Consider the following 16,058-nt stretch of genomic DNA (forward strand, 5'->3'; position numbering starts at 1 on the left):
GGTGGCGCGCAGCAGGCGGACGGCGGCGGTTCCGGCGTCAGGCCGGTCGGCGGGACCGGACGCCGGTCGCGGTCTGACCGCCGGTGTGGACGGCGAGCATCGCCTCGACCGTCTGCTTCCACGGGAAGAGCTCGGCGCGGTAGCGCGCCGCCTCCCGCGTCGAGGCCCGCGGCCGGGCGGCCAGCCGGAGCACCGCGTCGGCGAGCGCGCCGGCCTCGGGCCGGCCCCACTCGCCGCAGGACTCGTCGACCAGCTCCCGGGCGCCGCCCTCGTCGGCGGTCACCACCGGCGTGCCGGCCGCCAGGGCCTCGAGCACCGCGAGCCCGAACGTCTCCGCGGGGCACACCGACAGGGCGATGTCCGCGCGCGCGATCCGGGCCGCGAGGTGCGGACGGCTCGCGACGTGGCCGTGGAAGACGACCGGCGCCGAGCCGACCAGCTGCTCGAGCTCGCCGCGGTGCGGGCCGTCGCCGTACACGTCGAGCTGGAGGGGTACGCCGCGGCGGTGCAGCTCGACCGCGGTCGCGACCGCGAGGTGCGGGCTCTTCTCGCGGGAGAGGCGGCCGACCAGCGCGAGCCGGAGCGGACCGGCGGGCGGGCGGTGCGCGGCGGGGTGGAAGAGCTCGAGGTCGACGCCGAGCGCGACCTGGTGGATCGGGGTGCCGACCCGCGCGGCCGGCGCGGCGAACTCGCCGAGCGCGTAGCGGGAGGTGACCACGATCGAGTCGAACTGCCGCACCAGGATCCGGTTGAGCGCGCCGATCGAGACCACGGACGTGGTCGGCCGGCGGGTGCGGAGGGCCAGCATCGCGTCGAGGCGCTCGTGGGAGAAGAGCACCGACCGGACGTCGTTGCGCCGGGCCCAGCGGGCGACCGGCAGCAGGGTCAGCTTGTCGGACACCTCGACCGAGGTGGGCGCGAAGGCGTCGAGCGCCTCGGCGACCCGCCACGGCTCGACGATCAGTCGGTAGCCGTTGCCGAACTTCGGCGCCCGGAGCTGGACGACGTCGCCGTGCTCGGTCGAGTAGCGCAGGTCGCGGGAGCCCGGGACCACCAGGACGCGGTCGACCCCGGCCTCGACGTACCCGGCACCGAGGGCGTTGACGGCATGCTTCATCCCGCCCGAGGTCGGCCCGACGAAGTTGGCCAGCTGGGCGATCCTGGGCTGCGTCACGCGGCCGCCCGGGTGCGGCCCAGGACCGCGCGGTAGTGCACGTCCGTGAGCTCGCCGACCACGGCGGCCCAGCTGCGTCCCTGCACGGTGGACCGGGCCCGCGCGGCCAGGTCGCGGCGGAGCCCGGGCGCACCGAGCAGCGTCGCGACGGAGCCGCGGAGGGACCCCAGGTCCGTGGGGTCGTAGAGCAGTCCGGTGCGCCCGTGCTCGACCAGGTCGACCGGACCACCGACGGCCGGGGCGACGACCGGGACGCCGCTGGCCTGGGCCTCCTGGACGGTCTGGCAGAACGTCTCGGCGTCACCGGTGTGGACGAACACGTCGAGGCTGGCGAACGCCCTACCGAGCTCCTCGCCGCGGAGCAGGCCGGTGAAGACCGCGCCCGGCAGCTGCCGCTCGAGCTCGCCGCGGGCCGGGCCGTCGCCGATCACGACCAGCTGGACACCGGGCATGTCCGCGAGCACCGAGAGCCGGTGCACCTGCTTCTCGTGGGCGAGCCGGCCGACGTACCCGACGGCCACCCGCGCCTCGTCGGTCCACTGCCGGTGCAGCACCGGGTCGCGGCGGTCAGGGCGGAAGAGGTCGAGGTTGATGCCCCGGCCCCACACGTGGAGGTCGGAGACGCCGAGCGCGGCGAGCTGGTCGCGCGAGGCGGAGGAGGGCACGAGCGTCCGGTCGGTACGCCGGTGCAGGCGGCCGACCCAGCGGTCGAGCACCTGCGCTGCGGCGTCCGCGGCGAGGCCGTACTGGCGGGCGAAGCCGGAGACGTCGGTCTGGTAGACGGCGACGGTCGGGAGGCCGAGGCGTCGGGCGGCCCGGAGGCCGACGTACCCGAGCGCGATCGGGGAGGCGAGGTGCACCAGGTCGGGGCCGAAGCGGTCGAGGCTCCGGCCCAGGTTGGTGTCGGGCAGGCCGAGCGGGAACTCCTTGTAGCCGGGCAGCCCGACGGAGCGGACCCGGACGACGGGAGTGCCCTCGTGGTGGGCGGGCCCCGGGCCGGGGGCGACGACGAGCGTCTCGTGCCCGGCGGTGGTGAGCTCCTCGACCACGTGGCGGACCGTGTTGGCCACGCCGTTGACCTGAGGCAGGAAGGACTCGGTCACGATGGCGACGCGCATGACTTCACGCTGGAGTCGCTACGTGAACGGGTGGTGACCCCTCCGCGAGTGTCTCGCGAAGTCCGGGCGTCAGGGGTGGGTGGCGGCGTACTCTCCCGCGATCGCGGCGCCGAGGCGGGCGTTGTGCCGGACCAGCGCGATGTTCGCCGTCAGCGACGCGCCGCCGGTGATCTCCACGATCCGGCCGAGGAGGTACGGCGTCGCGTCCTTGCCGTGGATGCCGAGCGCGTCCATGTCGGCCAGCGCGCGGTCGATGATCACGCCGATCTCGTCGGCCGGGATCTCGTCCGCGGCGGGGATCGGGTTGGCGATCACGACGCCGCCCTCGATGCCGAGGTCCCACTTGGCGCGCATCACCGCGGCGATCTCGGCCGCCCCGTCGACGCGCATCGGGGCACCGAAGCCGCTGGAGCGGGAGTAGAAGGAGGGGAACTCGTCGCTGCCCTCGACCAGCACCGGGACGCCGAGGGTCTCCAGCGTCTCGAGCGTGAGACCGATGTCGAGGATCGACTTCACACCCGCCGAGACCACCGCGACCGAGGTCTGCCCGAGCTCGGTGAGGTCGGCGCTGATGTCGAAGGTCTGCTGGGCGCCGCGGTGGACGCCGCCGAGACCGCCGGTGACGAAGACCCGGATCCCGGCCATCGCCGCGATCCGCATCGTCGCGGCGACCGTGGTCGCGCCGTGGGCGCCACGGGCCACGACGTACGGGAGGTCGCGGACGCTGACCTTGGTGACGTTGCCGTCGCTGGCGAGCAGCTCGAGCTGCTCGGGTGAGAGGCCGACGCAGAGGCGGCCGTCGAGGATCGCGATCGTCGCGGGGGTCGCGCCGTGATCGCGGACGATGCCCTCGACCTCGGTGGCCATCGCGACGTTCTGCGGGTAGGGCATGCCGTGGCTGATGATCGTGCTCTCCAGCGCGACGACCGGCCGGCCCGCGGACAGCGCGGTCGCGACCTCGCCGGAGAGCTGCAGGGCGGGGTGCGGGGTGGTGCTCATGCGGTCGTGCTCCTGACGAGTCGGTCGGTGAGGTCGGGCCGAACGGTGTGCGGGCTGGCGATGGTGAGAGCGGCGGCCGCGTGGCCGTACGCCGCGGCGGCGGCCGGCTCGGCCCCGTCGAGCAGCGCGTGGCAGAAGGCCGCGAGCATCGCGTCGCCGGCGCCGGTGACGTCGACGACCTCGGCGGGGACGGCGTCGAGGAGGACGTCGCCGTCGGGCCCGCTGAGCAGCGAGCCGCCGGAGCCGAGGCGGACCCAGACGAGCTGGACACCTCGGTCGTGGAGCGCACCGACCGCCCGGGTCACGTGGCGGTCGGTGCGGATCGGGAGGCCGGTCAGCGCGGCCAGCTCGTCACGGTTGGGCGTGACCGCGAAGACGGGACGCTCGGCGACGAGGAGCGGCGCGAGCGCGGCCGCCTTGGGGACGCTCACCGGCTCGAGCACCACGCGGGTGCCCGCGCGGGCGGCCAGGTCGAGGGCCAGGTCGAGGGTGGCGGGGGCCAGGTTGCCGTCGAGCACCACCAGCGAGGCGGCGGCCAGCAGCTCGCGCGCGGCGTGGACGTGGTCGGTGTCGAGCTCGTCGGTGGCGGCCATGTCGGCGACCGCGACGACGAGCTCGCCGTCGGCGTCGAGGACGGCGGTGTAGGTCCCGGTCGACCGGGCCGAGCGGCGTACGTGCTCGACGTGCACGCCGGCGCCGGAGGTGGTGGCGAGCACCTGGTCACCCAGCGCGTCGGCGCCGATGGCGGCGACCAGGTGGGTGCGGGTGCCGAGGCGGGCGAGGTTCTCCGCGATGTTGCGACCGACCCCACCCGCGGACATCGACGCGGTGCCCGGGTTGCTGGTCGCGGCGACGACGGCGTTGCGGCTGCGGGCCTTGACGTCCATGTTGGCGCCGCCGACGACGACCACCGACTGCTGCTCGCTGAGGACGTAGCCGCGGCCGAGGATGACGCCCTTCTTGCCGAGGTTGGAGAGGTGGACGTTGACCGCCGTGCGGGTGGTGCCGAGCGCGCGGGCGATCTCGGCCGACCCGATCAGCGGGTCGCGGCGCAGCAGCGCGACGACCTCCTGCTCGCGGTCGGTGAGGCTCATGCTTGTCAGCATAAGCCATCTTTATTCAGGCAAGTCATCCCGACCGGACGCACCGGGGACCACCAGCGCGGCGATCCCGGTCGTGAGCGGGACGGCTAGGACCAGTCCGATGCTGCTCGCGAGGGTGCGGACGACCTCCTGGGTGATGTCCTCGGTGGCCAGGAGCACCTCGAAGGGCAGGCCGTAGAGCCGCAGCACCAGGAGGACCGCGAGCGCGGTGCCGGCGTAGACGAAGACGATCGTGTAGATCGTCGACGCGATGTGGTCGCGGCCGATCCGCATCCCGCTGGCGAAGACCTGGCGGCGGGTCATCTGCGGCGCGGCCGCGCGGATCTCCCAGACCGACGAGGCCTGGGTGATCGTGACGTCGTTCAGGACGCCGATGCCGGCCACGACGAGCGCGGCGGCGAAGAGGCCCGCGAAGTCCAGCTGGCCGACCATGCCCGAGAGCACCCCGGCGGACTCGTCGGAGACCCCGACCAGCCGGGTCGCCTGGGTGCCGACGACGCCGAGCCCCGCGGTGACCAGCACGCCGGCGAACGTCCCCGCCAGCGCTGTCGAGGTGCGCACCGAGAAGCCGTGGGTCGTGTAGAGCACCACGAAGAGGATCGCCGCGGCGGCGGTCAGCCCGACCGCGAGCCCGGAGCTGCCGACCAGCAGCGCGGGCAGTGCGAACCACCACAGCACCGCGCCGCTGAAGACGACCCCCACCAGCGCGAAGACGCCGCGCCAGCGGGCGACGGCCACCACCACGACGACGAAGGCGGCCAGCAGCACCAGCAGCGGCGTCGTACGGCTGGTGCCGAAGTAGGCGTACGACGGGTCGGCGCCGTCCACGGGCGTGCGTTGCACGACCACCGTGTCGCCGACGGTCAGCCCGGAGTCGCTGATCTGCGGGGGCACCGAGACGGTGACGGTGTCGCCCTGACCGGCGCCCTCCGCGACCGTCACCCGGATCGAGCCGCAGTCGCTGCCACTGCTGCCGCCACTGCCGCCGCCGCTCTGGTCGCCGCTGCAGGCCGGCTGCACGGCCTTCACGTCGGCGGTCGGGAAGGTGACCCCGGGGGCCGCGAAGTCGACCTTGCTGGTGACCGCGTCGACGTCGGAGCCGGACGGCCAGAGGACGACCAGCCCGATCACGGTCGCGATCCCGGCCAGCGCGAGGGCACCCAGCAGGGTGAGCCGAGGCCCGCGGGCGACCTCGAGGCGGTCGGCGTGCCGACTCGCGCGGTGTGAGTGGCCGGCCCCCATGGGGCCCATCCTTCCCGAAGCATGGAAACCCCATGCGGGATCCGCGACCTTTGTCCCACCATGGGCAGGTGCCGACGACCAACCAGTGGCTCGCCTTCGCGATCGCCAGCGCCCTCTTCATCCAGGTCCCCGGCCCGAGCCTGCTCTTCACGATCGGCCGGGCCCTGACCGTCGGCCGCCGCGACGCCCTGCTCTCGGTGGTCGGCAACGCGCTGGGCGTCACCAGCCAGGTGTTCCTGGTCGCGGTCGGCCTGGGCGCCGTGGTCGCGGCCAGCGCCGAGGCCTACACGGTGCTGAAGATCGTCGGCGCGGCGTACGTCGTCTGGCTCGGCGTGCAGGCGATCCGGCACCGCGGCGACGCCCGGGTCGCGCTCGAGGCCGGCCCGGACGAGCCGGACGCCGCGGCTCACGCCTCGGCCCTGCGCTCGCTGCGGATCGGCTTCACGGTCGGGCTGACCAACCCGAAGACGATCGTCTTCTTCGTGGCGTTCCTGCCGCAGTTCGTCAACGAGCCGGCCGGCCACACCGGGCTGCAGCTCGCGGTGCTCGGCCTGGTCTTCGGCGTGATGGCCGCCTGCTCCGACAGCGTCTGGGCGCTGGCCGCGTCCCGCGCCCGTGACTGGTTCGCGAGCCGGCCGCAGCGGCTCGACCGCCTGGGTGTCGCCGGTGGCGTGATGATGATCGGCCTCGGCGCGACGATGGCCGTCGCGACGGAGTAGCCGCCGCTCAGGCGAAGGGGAAGAAGCCGTCCCGGAGGGCACGCAGCGCCAGGATGCGGACGGCATGGAGGTCGTCGACCGTCAGCTGCTGCCGGCCGGCCAGCTCGCGAACGTCGCAGTGCTCGAGGAAGTAGCCCTCGACGACCCGGCGCTGCAGTGTCGGGAGGCCGGCGACCAGCACGGAGAGTCGGTCGGCGTCGGAGGGGAGCTCGGCGAGGGCGAGGTTCATGCCACGGAGTCTCGGGTGGTCACCGTGACGCACGCATGAAGCCGAGCACCCGGTCCGTGTAGAAGTCGTGAACACGACGAGGATCTCCCTATCCTGTGGACGTGTCCCGGGTCCTGGTCGTCGATGACGAGCACCAGATCGGTCACGCCATCAGGTCGGCGCTGGAGCGCGAGGGCGACGAGGTCCTCGTCGCCCACACCGGTCACGAGGGGCTCGAGCTCCTCGCCACCACCCAGCCCGACCTCCTGGTGCTCGACCTGCACCTGCCCGACCTCCACGGCACCGAGATCGTGCGTCGGGTCCGGCCGTGGTTCACCCACCCCGTCCTCGTGCTCTCGGCGGTCAGCGACGAGAGGAGCCGGGTCGAGGCGCTCGACGCCGGCGCCGACGACTTCCTCACCAAGCCCTTCGGCCTGGCCGAGCTCCGCGCCCGGCTCCGGGCGATCCGGCGGCGGACGACGGCCGAGGGCGTCGGTCCCACCTCGTTCACGTACGGCGACCTCGTCGTCGACCTCGCCGCCCGCACGCTCACGGTGGCCGGGAGCGAGGTGCTGCTGACGCCGACCGAGTGGCGGCTGCTGGTAGCCTTCACCTCCAACCCCCAGGTGCTCCTCACCCACCGCCAGCTGCTGACCGAGGGCTGGTCGCAGGGGTACGGCGACGAGAGCCGGCAGGCGCTGCGCGCGCACATCCGGTCGCTGCGCTCGAAGATCGGCGACCCGGCGACCGCGCCGGTCTACATCCGCACCGAGAGCGGGGCCGGCTACCGGTGGGTGGCCGACCCCGGTGCGTCCGTGCCGGCCGCTGCGGCTCCGCCGGGGCCGGACGCCACCGCTGGCGGCGCACCAGGCGGTTCGTCGGCCCGGCTCCACGACCTGAGCAACGTGCTCACGACCATGCGGCTGGCGATCGACCTCGCGGATGGTGGTCTGGACACCCCATCCGATGCGGGGGTCTTCCTCGAACAGATGACGGACCTGGTGGACCGGGCGACGGTTCTCGTGGCCGAGATCGACCGGGGGGACGGGGTGCGATGAGCCTGATCGTGGTCGCCGACGACGAGCCCGAGCTGGGCGACCTGCTCGGGGTCCTGCTCACCCGCCTGGGTCACGAGGTCGTCATCGCCCGCTCCGGGACGGCGACGATCGAGGCCTGCGCCACCCGGGTGCCGGACCTGGTGCTGCTCGACGTGGGGATGCCCGGAGAGCTGGACGGCCTGGAGGTCACCCGACGGCTGCGCGCGCAGGCCGAGACGTCCCGGGTGCCGATCCTGCTGCTGACGGCCCGCGGCTCGGAGGACGACGTGACCTCGGGCTTCGCGGCCGGGGCCAGCGACTACCTGGTCAAGCCGTTCGGCGCGCAGGACGTCCGCGAGCGCGTGACCGCCCTGCTCGAGGCCACGAGCTGAGCGGCTGAGCGGGAAGGTCGCCCGTCAGACGGCGACGCGCTCGCCGGCGAGCTGGCGGAGCAGGTCGGCGACCTCGTTGGTCTCCAGGGTGCCGCCGGCGGTGACGTAGCGGTCGGCCACGGCCTCGGCGAGGGCGCCGTCGACGTGGACCGAGTAGTAGGTGTCCTCGAGGTCGAACTCGAGGTCGACGACCCGGCCGAGGAAGCGGCGGTCGTCGGTGGCGTCCCGGAGCACGACGTACTCGTCGAACTCGAGGCCACGGCTCAGACCGGCAGCGGAGTGCGCGACCTGCAGGCGGCGACCGGACACGGTCCGGGCCTCGATCGGCAGCACGACCTCGAACACAGGAACTCCTCGGAGAACGACGGTGAAGACGGACGGAATGCGCCGCCGGCTCCGAGATGGCCGAGCGATGCAGTACCTATTGTGCGGCTAAATGCACTCGTCCGGTAGAGAACCTGTGAATCCGTGGAAAGTGGCAGTCAGGCGTCAAATAGCGGGGTGGACTCGAAGAGCGCCCGCTCGTCGATCAGCTGGTGCACCCGGTCGACCAGCTGGTCGCGGGTGAACGGCTTGGCGATGAAGTCGTCGGCGCCGCTGAGGTAGCCCCGGCGGACGTCGCCCCGGGTCGCGAGCGCGGAGATCATCAGCATGATCGGGCGGCGTACGTCGGTCCGAGCGGCGAGCGCGACGAGGACCTCGAGGCCGGTCATCCCGGGCATCAGGTTGTCGATGACGACCACGTCGTAGACGCCCCGCACGATCTCGTCGAGGGCGGTGCTCCCGTCGGGCACCGTCACCACGTCGTGCCCGACGCGCTCGAGCATCGCGGCGACCAGCTCGCGGATGTCCTCGTCGTCGTCGGCCACCAAGATCATTGCCATTGGTCGATTGTCTCCTCCGGGCGTGAGGAAGTCGTGTGGACGGGCCGGGCCGGCCGTGAAGGTGCCGTGAGTCCCGTCACCGCAGCTCCCGGCCCTGGTCGTGCGCGAGCAGCGCGACGCCGAGGGAGAGCCGCGAGGCCGGGTCGTCGAGCGGGTGCCCGACGAGCTCCTCGAGCCGCCTGAGGGCGGGGTAGAGCGAGGTGCGGTTGCGGTGCGCGACCCGGGCCAGCTCGGTCTTGTTGCCCCCGACGGCCAGGAACTGCCGCAACAGCTCGACCAGGCCGCCGCCGTACCGCGCCTCGTGCTCGAGCAGCGCGCCGAGCTCGGCCTCGGCGAACTCCTGGAGCCGGGGGTCCTCGCGCAACGACATCAGCAGCCCGGGCAGCCGGATGTCGGCCTGGCGCACGCAGCCGTCGAACGCCGGCAGCGTCGCCGCGACGTCGGCGACGACCCGCGCCGAGCGCAGCGAGGTGGCCGCGGCGAGCACGCCGGTCACGGGGTGGCCGGCCGCGAGCACCGCGTCGGGCTCGACGGCCGTGAGCGCCCGGGCGACGGCGTCGAGGTCGGCGGTCGCGGGCACGAGGAGTCCGACGTGCACCGCGTCGAGGACACCGACCAGCCCGGGGACGCCACCGAGGGCGCTGACCAGGCGGTCGACGGGGGCCTCCGAGCGCAGCCGCGCGACGGCGCCGGCGTACGACGGCGCCTCGGGCACGCCGAGCGCGCGCAGGCGGGCGGCAGCCGCGGCCTCGGTGCCGAGCCGGCCGTCGAGCAGGTCGAGCAGGAAGCCGCCGTGCACGCGCAGCTGGATCGACGTCTCGTCGCGCTCGATCATCCGGCCGAGCTCGAGGGCCTGGGCGGCGCGCTCGGCGACCAGCCGGGCCCGTGCGCGGTCGCGCGGCGCGGTCACGACCAGCCGTCCCCAGGCCCCGCCCTGGATGCCGACCGGCGTGGTCAGCCAGCCCTCGGGGCCGCCGACCTCGCTCACCCGGGGGAAGGGCGTCAGCCGGGACCGGCGCTCCCAGTCGGTGAGCAGCCGGTCCACCGGCTCGTCGCGGGCGGCGGGGACCAGCACCCGGCGGGAGAGGTCCTCGAGCACGACCGAGCTGCCGGCCAGGTCGGCGGCGGCCTCGACCAGCCGCGCCATCGACACCCGGTCGAGGCCCAGCTCGGTGAAGGTCTGGTGCACGTCGCCGGCGAAGCGCACCTCCTCGAACTGCTCGGCCACGATCGCGCGGTGCACCTGCTCGGTCACCTCGACGAAGCGCACCTTCCGGTTGAGCACGACCAGCGGCAGCCCGGCGGCCCGGGCGCGGCGCAGCGCCCGCTCCGGCACCGAGGGGTACGCCGCGCTGAGCTCGACCACCAGCCCGGCCGCACCGACCTCGACCAGCTGGCGCACGACGTCGTCGGCGGCCTCCGCGGTGGCGGCCATGCCGATCCCGGTGGTCAGCACGAGCTCGTCGCCGGCGAGCACCGACCCGATGTCGTGGACCTCGGAGACGTGCACCCAGCGCAGCAGCGCGTCCAGGCCGGCCTCGCCGCTCAGCACGACGGGGTCCCCCGCGGCGAGGACGGGCAGCGCGAGGGCCTCGCGGACGGTCACCGGCATACGACGTACTGTCCCACGTGAGCGAAGAAGTGCGACAGATCGTCCCTCGCCGTGGCGCCGACCGCACGGCAGGCTGGGAGCCATGACGACTCTGATCTCGCACTGGATCGACGGACAGGCACACCCCGGCACCCCCGAGCGCGTGGGGGACGTGACCAACCCGGCGACCGGCCGGGTGACCGGACAGGTCGCCTTCGCCGGCCCCGACGAGATCGAGGCGGCCGTCGCCTCGGCCAAGAAGGCCTCCCTCGACTGGGGCCGCACCTCGGTGAGTGCCCGCGCCCAGGTCGTCTTCCGCTTCCGCGAGCTGCTCAACTCCCGTAAGGACGAGCTGGCGCGGATCATCACCAGCGAGCACGGCAAGGTGCACTCGGACGCGCTCGGCGAGGTCGCCCGCGGCCAGGAGGTCGTCGAGTTCGCGTGCGGCATCCCGCACCTGCTCAAGGGCGGCAACTCCCCGCAGGTCTCGACCGGCGTCGACGTGAAGAGCATCCGTCAGCCGCTGGGCGTGGTCGGCATCATCAGCCCCTTCAACTTCCCCGCGATGGTCCCGATGTGGTTCTTCCCCGTCGCGATCGCCGCCGGCAACGCGGTCGTGCTGAAGCCGAGTGAGAAGGACCCGAGCGCCGCCAACTGGATGGCCGCGCTCTGGCGGGAGGCCGGGCTGCCCGACGGCGTCTTCACCGTGCTGCACGGCGACAAGGTCGCCGTCGACGGGCTCCTCGACCACCCCGACGTCGCCTCGATCAGCTTCGTCGGCTCCACCCCGATCGCGGAGTACGTCTACGAGCGCGCGAGCCGCGCCGGCAAGCGGGTCCAGGCCCTCGGCGGCGCCAAGAACCACATGGTCGTCCTCCCCGACGCCGACCTCGACCTGGCCGCCGACGCCGCCGTCAGCGCGGGCTACGGCTCGGCCGGCGAGCGCTGCATGGCGATCTCGGTCGTCGTGGCGGTCGGCGACACCGGCGACGAGCTCGTCGCCAAGATCGCCGAGCGCACCGGCACCCTCGTCATCGGCGACGGCGCCGACGCTCCCCAGGACATCGGGGCAGACATGGGCCCGCTCGTGACGAAGGTGCACCGCGACAAGGTCGCGTCGTACGTCGACGCGGGCGCTGCCGAGGGCGCGACGCTGGTCGTCGACGGCCGCGCCGTCGACGCGAAGGGCGAGGCGGACGGCTTCTGGCTCGGCCCGACGCTCTTCGACCACGTCACCCCGGAGATGTCGATCTACACCGACGAGATCTTCGGCCCCGTCCTCAGCGTCGTGCGCGCCGAGACCTACGCCGAGGCGCTCGACCTGATCAACGCCAACAAGTACGGCAACGGGACCGCGATCTTCACCAGCAACGGCGGCGCCGCCCGCGCCTTCGAGACCGACGTGCAGGTCGGCATGATCGGCGTCAACGTACCGATCCCGGTCCCGATGGCCTACTACTCCTTCGGCGGTTGGAAGGCCTCGCTCTTCGGCGACACCCACGCCCACGGCGCCGAGGGTGTGCACTTCTTCACCCGGGGCAAGGTGGTCACGACGCGCTGGCCCGACCCGGCGACCGCCGGTGGCCTCGAGCTGGCCTTCCCCAAGAACTCCTGATCCCGGAGGTACGACGAGATGAGCACCGCCTACGAGCTGGACCGCAAGCACGTCTTCCACTCCTGGTCCGCGCAGGCCGAGATCAGCCCGATGGTGATCACGGCCGCGCGCGGCTCCTACGTGTGGGACGACGAGGACCGCCGCTACCTCGACTTCTCGAGCCAGCTGGTCTTCACCAACATCGGCCACCAGCACCCGCGCGTGGTCGCGGCGATCAAGGAGCAGGCCGACCGGCTCTGCACGATCGCGCCGGCCTTCGCCAACGAGCAGCGGGCGCAGGCCGCCGAGCTGATCTCCGGCATCGCGCCGGACGGCTTCGAGAAGGTCTTCTTCACCAACGGCGGCGCCGACGCCAACGAGCACGCGATCCGGATCGCGCGCATCAAGACCGGCCGCTTCAAGGTGCTCTCCACCTACCGCAGCTACCACGGCGGCACCCAGACCGCGATCAACGCGACCGGCGACCCGCGCCGCTTCGCCAACGACACCGCGACTACCGGCACCGTCCACTTCTTCGGCCCCTTCCTCTACCGCTCGGAGTTCCACGCGACCACCGAGGAGGAGGAGTGCGAGCGCGCGCTCCAGCACCTGCGCCGGACCATCGAGGCCGAGGGCCCGCAGACGATCGCCGCGATCATCCTCGAGACGATCCCCGGCACTGCCGGCATCTTCGCGCCGCCGCCGGGCTACCTCGCCGGCGTCCGCGAGCTCTGCGACCAGCACGGCATCGTGATGATCCTGGACGAGGTGATGGCCGGCTTCGGCCGCGCCGGGTCCTGGCTCGCGCTCGACCTGTACGACGTCGTCCCGGACCTCATCACCTTCGCCAAGGGCGTCAACTCCGGCTACGTCCCCCTCGGCGGCGTGATCATCAGCGACCCGGTCGCCGCGGTCTTCGACCACACGCCCTACCCGGGCGGCCTGACCTACTCGGGCCACCCGCTCGCGTGCGCCGCGGCGGTCGCGACCATCCACACGATGCGCGACGAGGGGATCGTCGAGAACGCCGAGCGCCTGGGCCGCGAGGTCTTCGGGCCCGGACTGGCCGAGATCGCCGAGCGGCACGCCTGCGTCGGGGAGGTCCGCGGCGTCGGCGCCTTCTGGGCCCTGGACCTGGTCGTCGACCCGACGACCCGCGAGATGATGCCCGCCGGCGCGCTCAACGAGATCGTCGGCGCCAGCAAGTCCGCCGGCCTGCTGCCCTTCTCCAACACCAACCGGATCCACGTGGTGCCGCCGTGCACGATGAGCGACGACGAGGCGCGCGAGGGGCTCGCGATCCTCGACGAGGCGCTCAAGGTCGGCGACACGCATGTCCGCTAGGCCCACCGCCTACGAGCAGCACGCCCCCGCGAGCGCCGTCGTCGAGGCTGCGCTCGCGGGCTCGCAGCACGCCGTCTTCTGGCTCGAGGACGCGCCCGGCACGTCGTACGACGCCCTGGGCGCAGCCAGCGCCGCCGACCTCGCCGTCGTGGGCGGCGGCTACTGCGGCCTGTGGACCGCGGTGCTCGCCAAGCGCCGCAACCCCGGAGCCCGCGTGGTCCTGCTCGAGGCCAGCACCGTCGGGTGGGCGGCGTCGGGCCGCAACGGCGGCTTCTGCGAGGCCAGCCTGACCCACGGGGAGGAGAACGGCCGCAGCCGCTGGCCCGAGGAGTACGACGAGCTCGAGCGCCTCGGCCACGAGAACCTCGACGCCCTCGAGGCCGACGTCCGCGAGCTCGGCCTCGACTGCCAGCTCGAGCGCACCGGCGCCCTGGCCGTCGCGGTCGAGCCGCACCAGGTCCCCTGGCTCGCCGAGGAGGAGCACGTCCTCGACGGGGCCGGCATCCGCGGCGAGATCGACAGCCCACTCTTCCTCGCGGGTGCGTGGGACAAGGAGGGCTCGGCCCTGGTCCATCCGGCCCGGCTCGCGCGCGAGCTCGCCCGCGTCGCCGCCGACCTCGGCGTCGAGATCCACGAGCACACCCGGGTGACCGGCATCGACCCGCAGTCCGGCGGCGTCGCCGTCCGCACGACCGGCGGGACCGTGACCGCCGACCGGGTCGCGCTCGCCACCAACGTCTTCCCGTCGCTGCTGCGCCGGACCCGGCTGATGACGGTGCCGGTCTACGACTACGTGCTGATGACCGAGCCGCTGACGGCCGCCCAGATGGCCTCGATCGGCTGGGCCAACCGGCAGGGCCTCGGCGACCTGGCCAACCAGTTCCACTACTCCCGGCTCACCGCCGACGACCGCATCCTCTGGGGCGGCTACGACGCCGTCTACCACGCGGGCCGGAAGGTGAAGGCGTCGTACGAGGAGCGCCCGGAGACCTTCCACAAGCTGGCCTCCCACTTCCTCGCCGCCTTCCCGCAGCTCGAGGGCATCCGCTTCTCGCACCGCTGGGCCGGGGCGATCGACACCTCGACCCAGTTCGTCGCCTTCCACGGGCTGGCCGCGCGGGGCCGGGTCGCGTACGCCGCCGGCTTCACCGGCCTCGGCGTCGGCGCGACCCGCTTCGCCGCCGAGGTGATGCTCGACCGGCTCTCCGGGGCCTCGACCCCGCGCACCCGGCTCGAGATGGTGCGGCGCAAGCCGCTGCCCTTCCCGCCCGAGCCGTTCGCAGCCGCCGGCATCAACGCGACCCGCTGGTCGCTGGACCGCGCGGACCACCGCGAGGGCCGGCGCAACCTCTTCCTCAAGACCCTCGACGCCGTCGGACTGGGGTTCGACTCGTGAGCCGCGCGGTCACCAACGTCTTCACCGCCGAGGTCGGCGAGGACCGCACCCACGTCCTGGCCGAGCTCGGCGAGACCGAGGTCGGCGTCTGGGAGATGGGGCCGGGCACCGAGGAGGACACCGAGGTCGACGAGGTCTTCGTCGTCCTCGCCGGCCGCGGGACGGTCGCCTTCGAGGACGGGGAGGTGGTGGACCTCGCGCCCGGTGTCGCCGTTCGGCTCACCGCGGGCGAGCGCACCACCTGGACCGTCACCGAACCGCTGCGCAAGGTGTACGTCGCCCACTGACCGCCCGGGGCTGTCTGACCACCGAGATTTACCCAATCTCGGTGATGCGGCCGCGCGCGAGCGTGGGTATCCGCCCACGATGATGTTCCCGATGATCTCGACCCGCCGCCGCCCCCGCACCCACCGCCCGGCAGTCGGACTCGCCGCGGCCGTCGTCCTCACCGCCGGACTCGCCGCGCCGTCCGCCGCCGCAGCGCAGCCACCCGGACCGGTCAACGCCGGCAACACCTTCAAGTGGGGCGTCGCGAAGCACGACTACGCCTTCAAGAAGCGGTTGTCGCACCGCCAGTGGCGAGTCAGCAGCACCCGCGAGGTCCGGACGACCCACGGCATGCTCGAGCTCGAGTCCCGCGGCAACCGCACGGTGACCGCGACCGAGAACGTCACCGGCCACCGCACCGGCCGCTGGGAGATCCGGCTGCGCTCGCGCAGCTTCGAGGGCCGGCACACCGACTTCCGGGTGCTCACCCAGCTGGTCCCCGGTCGCGGTCGCGACCAGCACTGCGGCGGGCAGAACGTCGCCCTCGAGTCCTACCGGCCCGGGGCACACAGCGTCCAGCACTACGTCCGGGACACCCCGGACCGCGAGTTCCGCACCCAGCGCGCGATCGGGCTGCGCGACGACCAGTGGCACACGTTCGCCGTCGAGGTGACCAAGCAGCGGATCTCGTGGTTCGTCGACGCACAGGTGGTCAGCTCCGAGCGTCGCTCCGCCGCGCTGAGCGGCGCGTCCTTCGCCCTGCGCTTCACCCTCCAGGCCGAGCCCGGCGCCACGATGAACCGGACTCGCATGCAGATGGACTGGGCCCGCTACTGGACCCTCGAGCGGCCGAACCAGCGGTCCACCAAGGCCCCGCAGCTCGACGAGGGCACGTACGGCGGGGCCTGCTGAGGTCATCCATATCGGGGGGATCCGCCGGCCGCTCCGGCTGCCGGCGCCGTTAAGCGGTGGTGACCGCCGCCCCGGCGG

Annotated in this window: 17 protein-coding genes; 8 read left to right on the top strand and 9 right to left on the bottom strand. The window is 73.3% G+C overall.

Annotated features, from left to right (window positions below):
* Window positions 1-37: 37 nt before the first annotated feature.
* From K8U61_RS08110 to K8U61_RS08130, 5 genes are all read right to left on the bottom strand, one after another.
* Window positions 38-1,174 carry a glycosyltransferase gene (locus K8U61_RS08110; RefSeq protein WP_224122495.1) on the bottom strand — a complete coding sequence of 379 codons (1,137 nt, stop codon included), beginning with the start codon at window positions 1,172-1,174 and terminating at the stop codon, window positions 38-40.
* Window positions 1,171-2,292 carry a glycosyltransferase family 4 protein gene (locus K8U61_RS08115; protein ID WP_224122496.1) on the bottom strand — a complete coding sequence of 374 codons (1,122 nt, stop codon included), beginning with the start codon at window positions 2,290-2,292 and terminating at the stop codon, window positions 1,171-1,173. The genes K8U61_RS08110 and K8U61_RS08115 overlap by 4 nt, the downstream gene beginning before the upstream one ends.
* 69 nt (window positions 2,293-2,361) lie before the next feature.
* Window positions 2,362-3,291 carry a pseudouridine-5'-phosphate glycosidase gene (locus tag K8U61_RS08120; RefSeq protein ID WP_224122497.1) on the bottom strand — a complete coding sequence of 310 codons (930 nt, stop codon included), beginning with the start codon at window positions 3,289-3,291 and terminating at the stop codon, window positions 2,362-2,364.
* Window positions 3,288-4,385 (bottom strand): carbohydrate kinase, encoded by a 1,098-nt coding sequence (locus tag K8U61_RS08125; protein ID WP_224122498.1) that lies wholly within the window; start codon window positions 4,383-4,385, stop codon window positions 3,288-3,290. Before K8U61_RS08125 ends, K8U61_RS08120 begins: the two co-directional genes overlap by 4 nt.
* A gap of 21 nt (window positions 4,386-4,406) precedes the next feature.
* Complete coding sequence (locus tag K8U61_RS08130) at window positions 4,407-5,636, bottom strand: YibE/F family protein (RefSeq protein ID WP_224122499.1); 1,230 nt, start codon at window positions 5,634-5,636, stop codon at window positions 4,407-4,409.
* Between the two features lie 68 nt (window positions 5,637-5,704).
* Here K8U61_RS08130 and K8U61_RS08135 point away from each other — a divergent pair, with 68 nt between their 5' ends.
* Window positions 5,705-6,355, top strand: a complete 651-nt coding sequence (locus tag K8U61_RS08135) for a LysE family translocator (RefSeq protein WP_224122500.1) — start codon at window positions 5,705-5,707, stop codon at window positions 6,353-6,355.
* Between the two features lie 7 nt (window positions 6,356-6,362).
* Here the strand turns inward: K8U61_RS08135 and K8U61_RS08140 are convergent, their stop codons facing one another.
* Window positions 6,363-6,584, bottom strand: a complete 222-nt coding sequence (locus K8U61_RS08140; protein ID WP_224122501.1) for a hypothetical protein — start codon at window positions 6,582-6,584, stop codon at window positions 6,363-6,365.
* Between the two features lie 101 nt (window positions 6,585-6,685).
* On the opposite strand from K8U61_RS08140, the gene K8U61_RS08145 reads away from it, so the two are divergent.
* Window positions 6,686-7,621, top strand: a complete 936-nt coding sequence (locus K8U61_RS08145; protein ID WP_224122502.1) for a response regulator transcription factor — start codon at window positions 6,686-6,688, stop codon at window positions 7,619-7,621.
* Window positions 7,618-7,992, top strand: coding sequence for a response regulator transcription factor (locus tag K8U61_RS08150; RefSeq protein WP_224122503.1), 375 nt, complete (start codon window positions 7,618-7,620; stop codon window positions 7,990-7,992). Before K8U61_RS08145 ends, K8U61_RS08150 begins: the two co-directional genes overlap by 4 nt.
* Window positions 7,993-8,016: 24 nt before the next feature.
* Here K8U61_RS08150 and K8U61_RS08155 read toward each other — a convergent pair whose 3' ends face one another.
* The 3 genes from K8U61_RS08155 to K8U61_RS08165 all read right to left on the bottom strand — a co-directional run bounded on the left by K8U61_RS08155 (window position 8,017) and on the right by K8U61_RS08165 (window position 10,488).
* Window positions 8,017-8,337 carry a hypothetical protein gene (locus K8U61_RS08155; RefSeq protein WP_224122504.1) on the bottom strand — a complete coding sequence of 107 codons (321 nt, stop codon included), beginning with the start codon at window positions 8,335-8,337 and terminating at the stop codon, window positions 8,017-8,019.
* A 137-nt stretch (window positions 8,338-8,474) separates the two neighbouring features.
* Complete coding sequence (locus K8U61_RS08160; RefSeq protein ID WP_224122505.1) at window positions 8,475-8,876, bottom strand: response regulator; 402 nt, start codon at window positions 8,874-8,876, stop codon at window positions 8,475-8,477.
* Window positions 8,877-8,952: 76 nt separating this feature from the next.
* Window positions 8,953-10,488: a PucR family transcriptional regulator gene (locus K8U61_RS08165; RefSeq protein ID WP_224122506.1), complete on the bottom strand. Its 1,536-nt coding sequence runs from the start codon at window positions 10,486-10,488 to the stop codon at window positions 8,953-8,955.
* Window positions 10,489-10,570: 82 nt separating this feature from the next.
* Between K8U61_RS08165 and K8U61_RS08170 the strand changes: the two genes are divergently transcribed.
* The 5 genes from K8U61_RS08170 to K8U61_RS08190 all read left to right on the top strand — a co-directional run bounded on the left by K8U61_RS08170 (window position 10,571) and on the right by K8U61_RS08190 (window position 15,980).
* Complete coding sequence (locus K8U61_RS08170; RefSeq protein WP_224122507.1) at window positions 10,571-12,082, top strand: CoA-acylating methylmalonate-semialdehyde dehydrogenase; 1,512 nt, start codon at window positions 10,571-10,573, stop codon at window positions 12,080-12,082.
* Between the two features lie 18 nt (window positions 12,083-12,100).
* Window positions 12,101-13,405, top strand: a complete 1,305-nt coding sequence (locus tag K8U61_RS08175; protein WP_224122508.1) for an aspartate aminotransferase family protein — start codon at window positions 12,101-12,103, stop codon at window positions 13,403-13,405.
* A complete protein-coding gene (locus K8U61_RS08180; protein WP_224122509.1) occupies window positions 13,395-14,801 on the top strand; it encodes an NAD(P)/FAD-dependent oxidoreductase in 1,407 nt (468 codons plus the stop codon). Before K8U61_RS08175 ends, K8U61_RS08180 begins: the two co-directional genes overlap by 11 nt.
* Window positions 14,798-15,088 (top strand): cupin domain-containing protein, encoded by a 291-nt coding sequence (locus K8U61_RS08185; RefSeq protein ID WP_224122510.1) that lies wholly within the window; start codon window positions 14,798-14,800, stop codon window positions 15,086-15,088. The genes K8U61_RS08180 and K8U61_RS08185 overlap by 4 nt, the downstream gene beginning before the upstream one ends.
* Window positions 15,089-15,179: 91 nt before the next feature.
* Window positions 15,180-15,980 (top strand): family 16 glycosylhydrolase, encoded by an 801-nt coding sequence (locus K8U61_RS08190; RefSeq protein WP_263426819.1) that lies wholly within the window; start codon window positions 15,180-15,182, stop codon window positions 15,978-15,980.
* The last annotated feature ends 78 nt before the right edge of the window (window positions 15,981-16,058 follow it).

The organism is Nocardioides mangrovi (genome assembly GCF_020073815.1).
GTDB lineage: Bacteria > Actinomycetota > Actinomycetes > Propionibacteriales > Nocardioidaceae > Nocardioides > Nocardioides mangrovi.

What these genes read in the sequence shown, in the direction of transcription:
- K8U61_RS08190 (WP_263426819.1), top strand. Translation starts at nt 15,180, where the DNA reads ATGATCTCGACCCGCCGCCGCCCCCGCACCCACCGCCCGGCAGTCGGA.
- K8U61_RS08175 (WP_224122508.1), top strand. Translation starts at nt 12,101, where the DNA reads ATGAGCACCGCCTACGAGCTGGACCGCAAGCACGTCTTCCACTCCTGG.
- K8U61_RS08150 (WP_224122503.1), top strand. Translation starts at nt 7,618, where the DNA reads ATGAGCCTGATCGTGGTCGCCGACGACGAGCCCGAGCTGGGCGACCTG.
- K8U61_RS08165 (WP_224122506.1), bottom strand. Translation starts at nt 10,488, where the DNA reads ATGCCGGTGACCGTCCGCGAGGCCCTCGCGCTGCCCGTCCTCGCCGCG.
- K8U61_RS08130 (WP_224122499.1), bottom strand. Translation starts at nt 5,636, where the DNA reads ATGGGGGCCGGCCACTCACACCGCGCGAGTCGGCACGCCGACCGCCTC.
- K8U61_RS08170 (WP_224122507.1), top strand. Translation starts at nt 10,571, where the DNA reads ATGACGACTCTGATCTCGCACTGGATCGACGGACAGGCACACCCCGGC.
- K8U61_RS08115 (WP_224122496.1), bottom strand. Translation starts at nt 2,292, where the DNA reads ATGCGCGTCGCCATCGTGACCGAGTCCTTCCTGCCTCAGGTCAACGGC.
- K8U61_RS08180 (WP_224122509.1), top strand. Translation starts at nt 13,395, where the DNA reads ATGTCCGCTAGGCCCACCGCCTACGAGCAGCACGCCCCCGCGAGCGCC.
- K8U61_RS08120 (WP_224122497.1), bottom strand. Translation starts at nt 3,291, where the DNA reads ATGAGCACCACCCCGCACCCCGCCCTGCAGCTCTCCGGCGAGGTCGCG.
- K8U61_RS08125 (WP_224122498.1), bottom strand. Translation starts at nt 4,385, where the DNA reads ATGAGCCTCACCGACCGCGAGCAGGAGGTCGTCGCGCTGCTGCGCCGC.
- K8U61_RS08160 (WP_224122505.1), bottom strand. Translation starts at nt 8,876, where the DNA reads ATGGCAATGATCTTGGTGGCCGACGACGACGAGGACATCCGCGAGCTG.
- K8U61_RS08140 (WP_224122501.1), bottom strand. Translation starts at nt 6,584, where the DNA reads ATGAACCTCGCCCTCGCCGAGCTCCCCTCCGACGCCGACCGACTCTCC.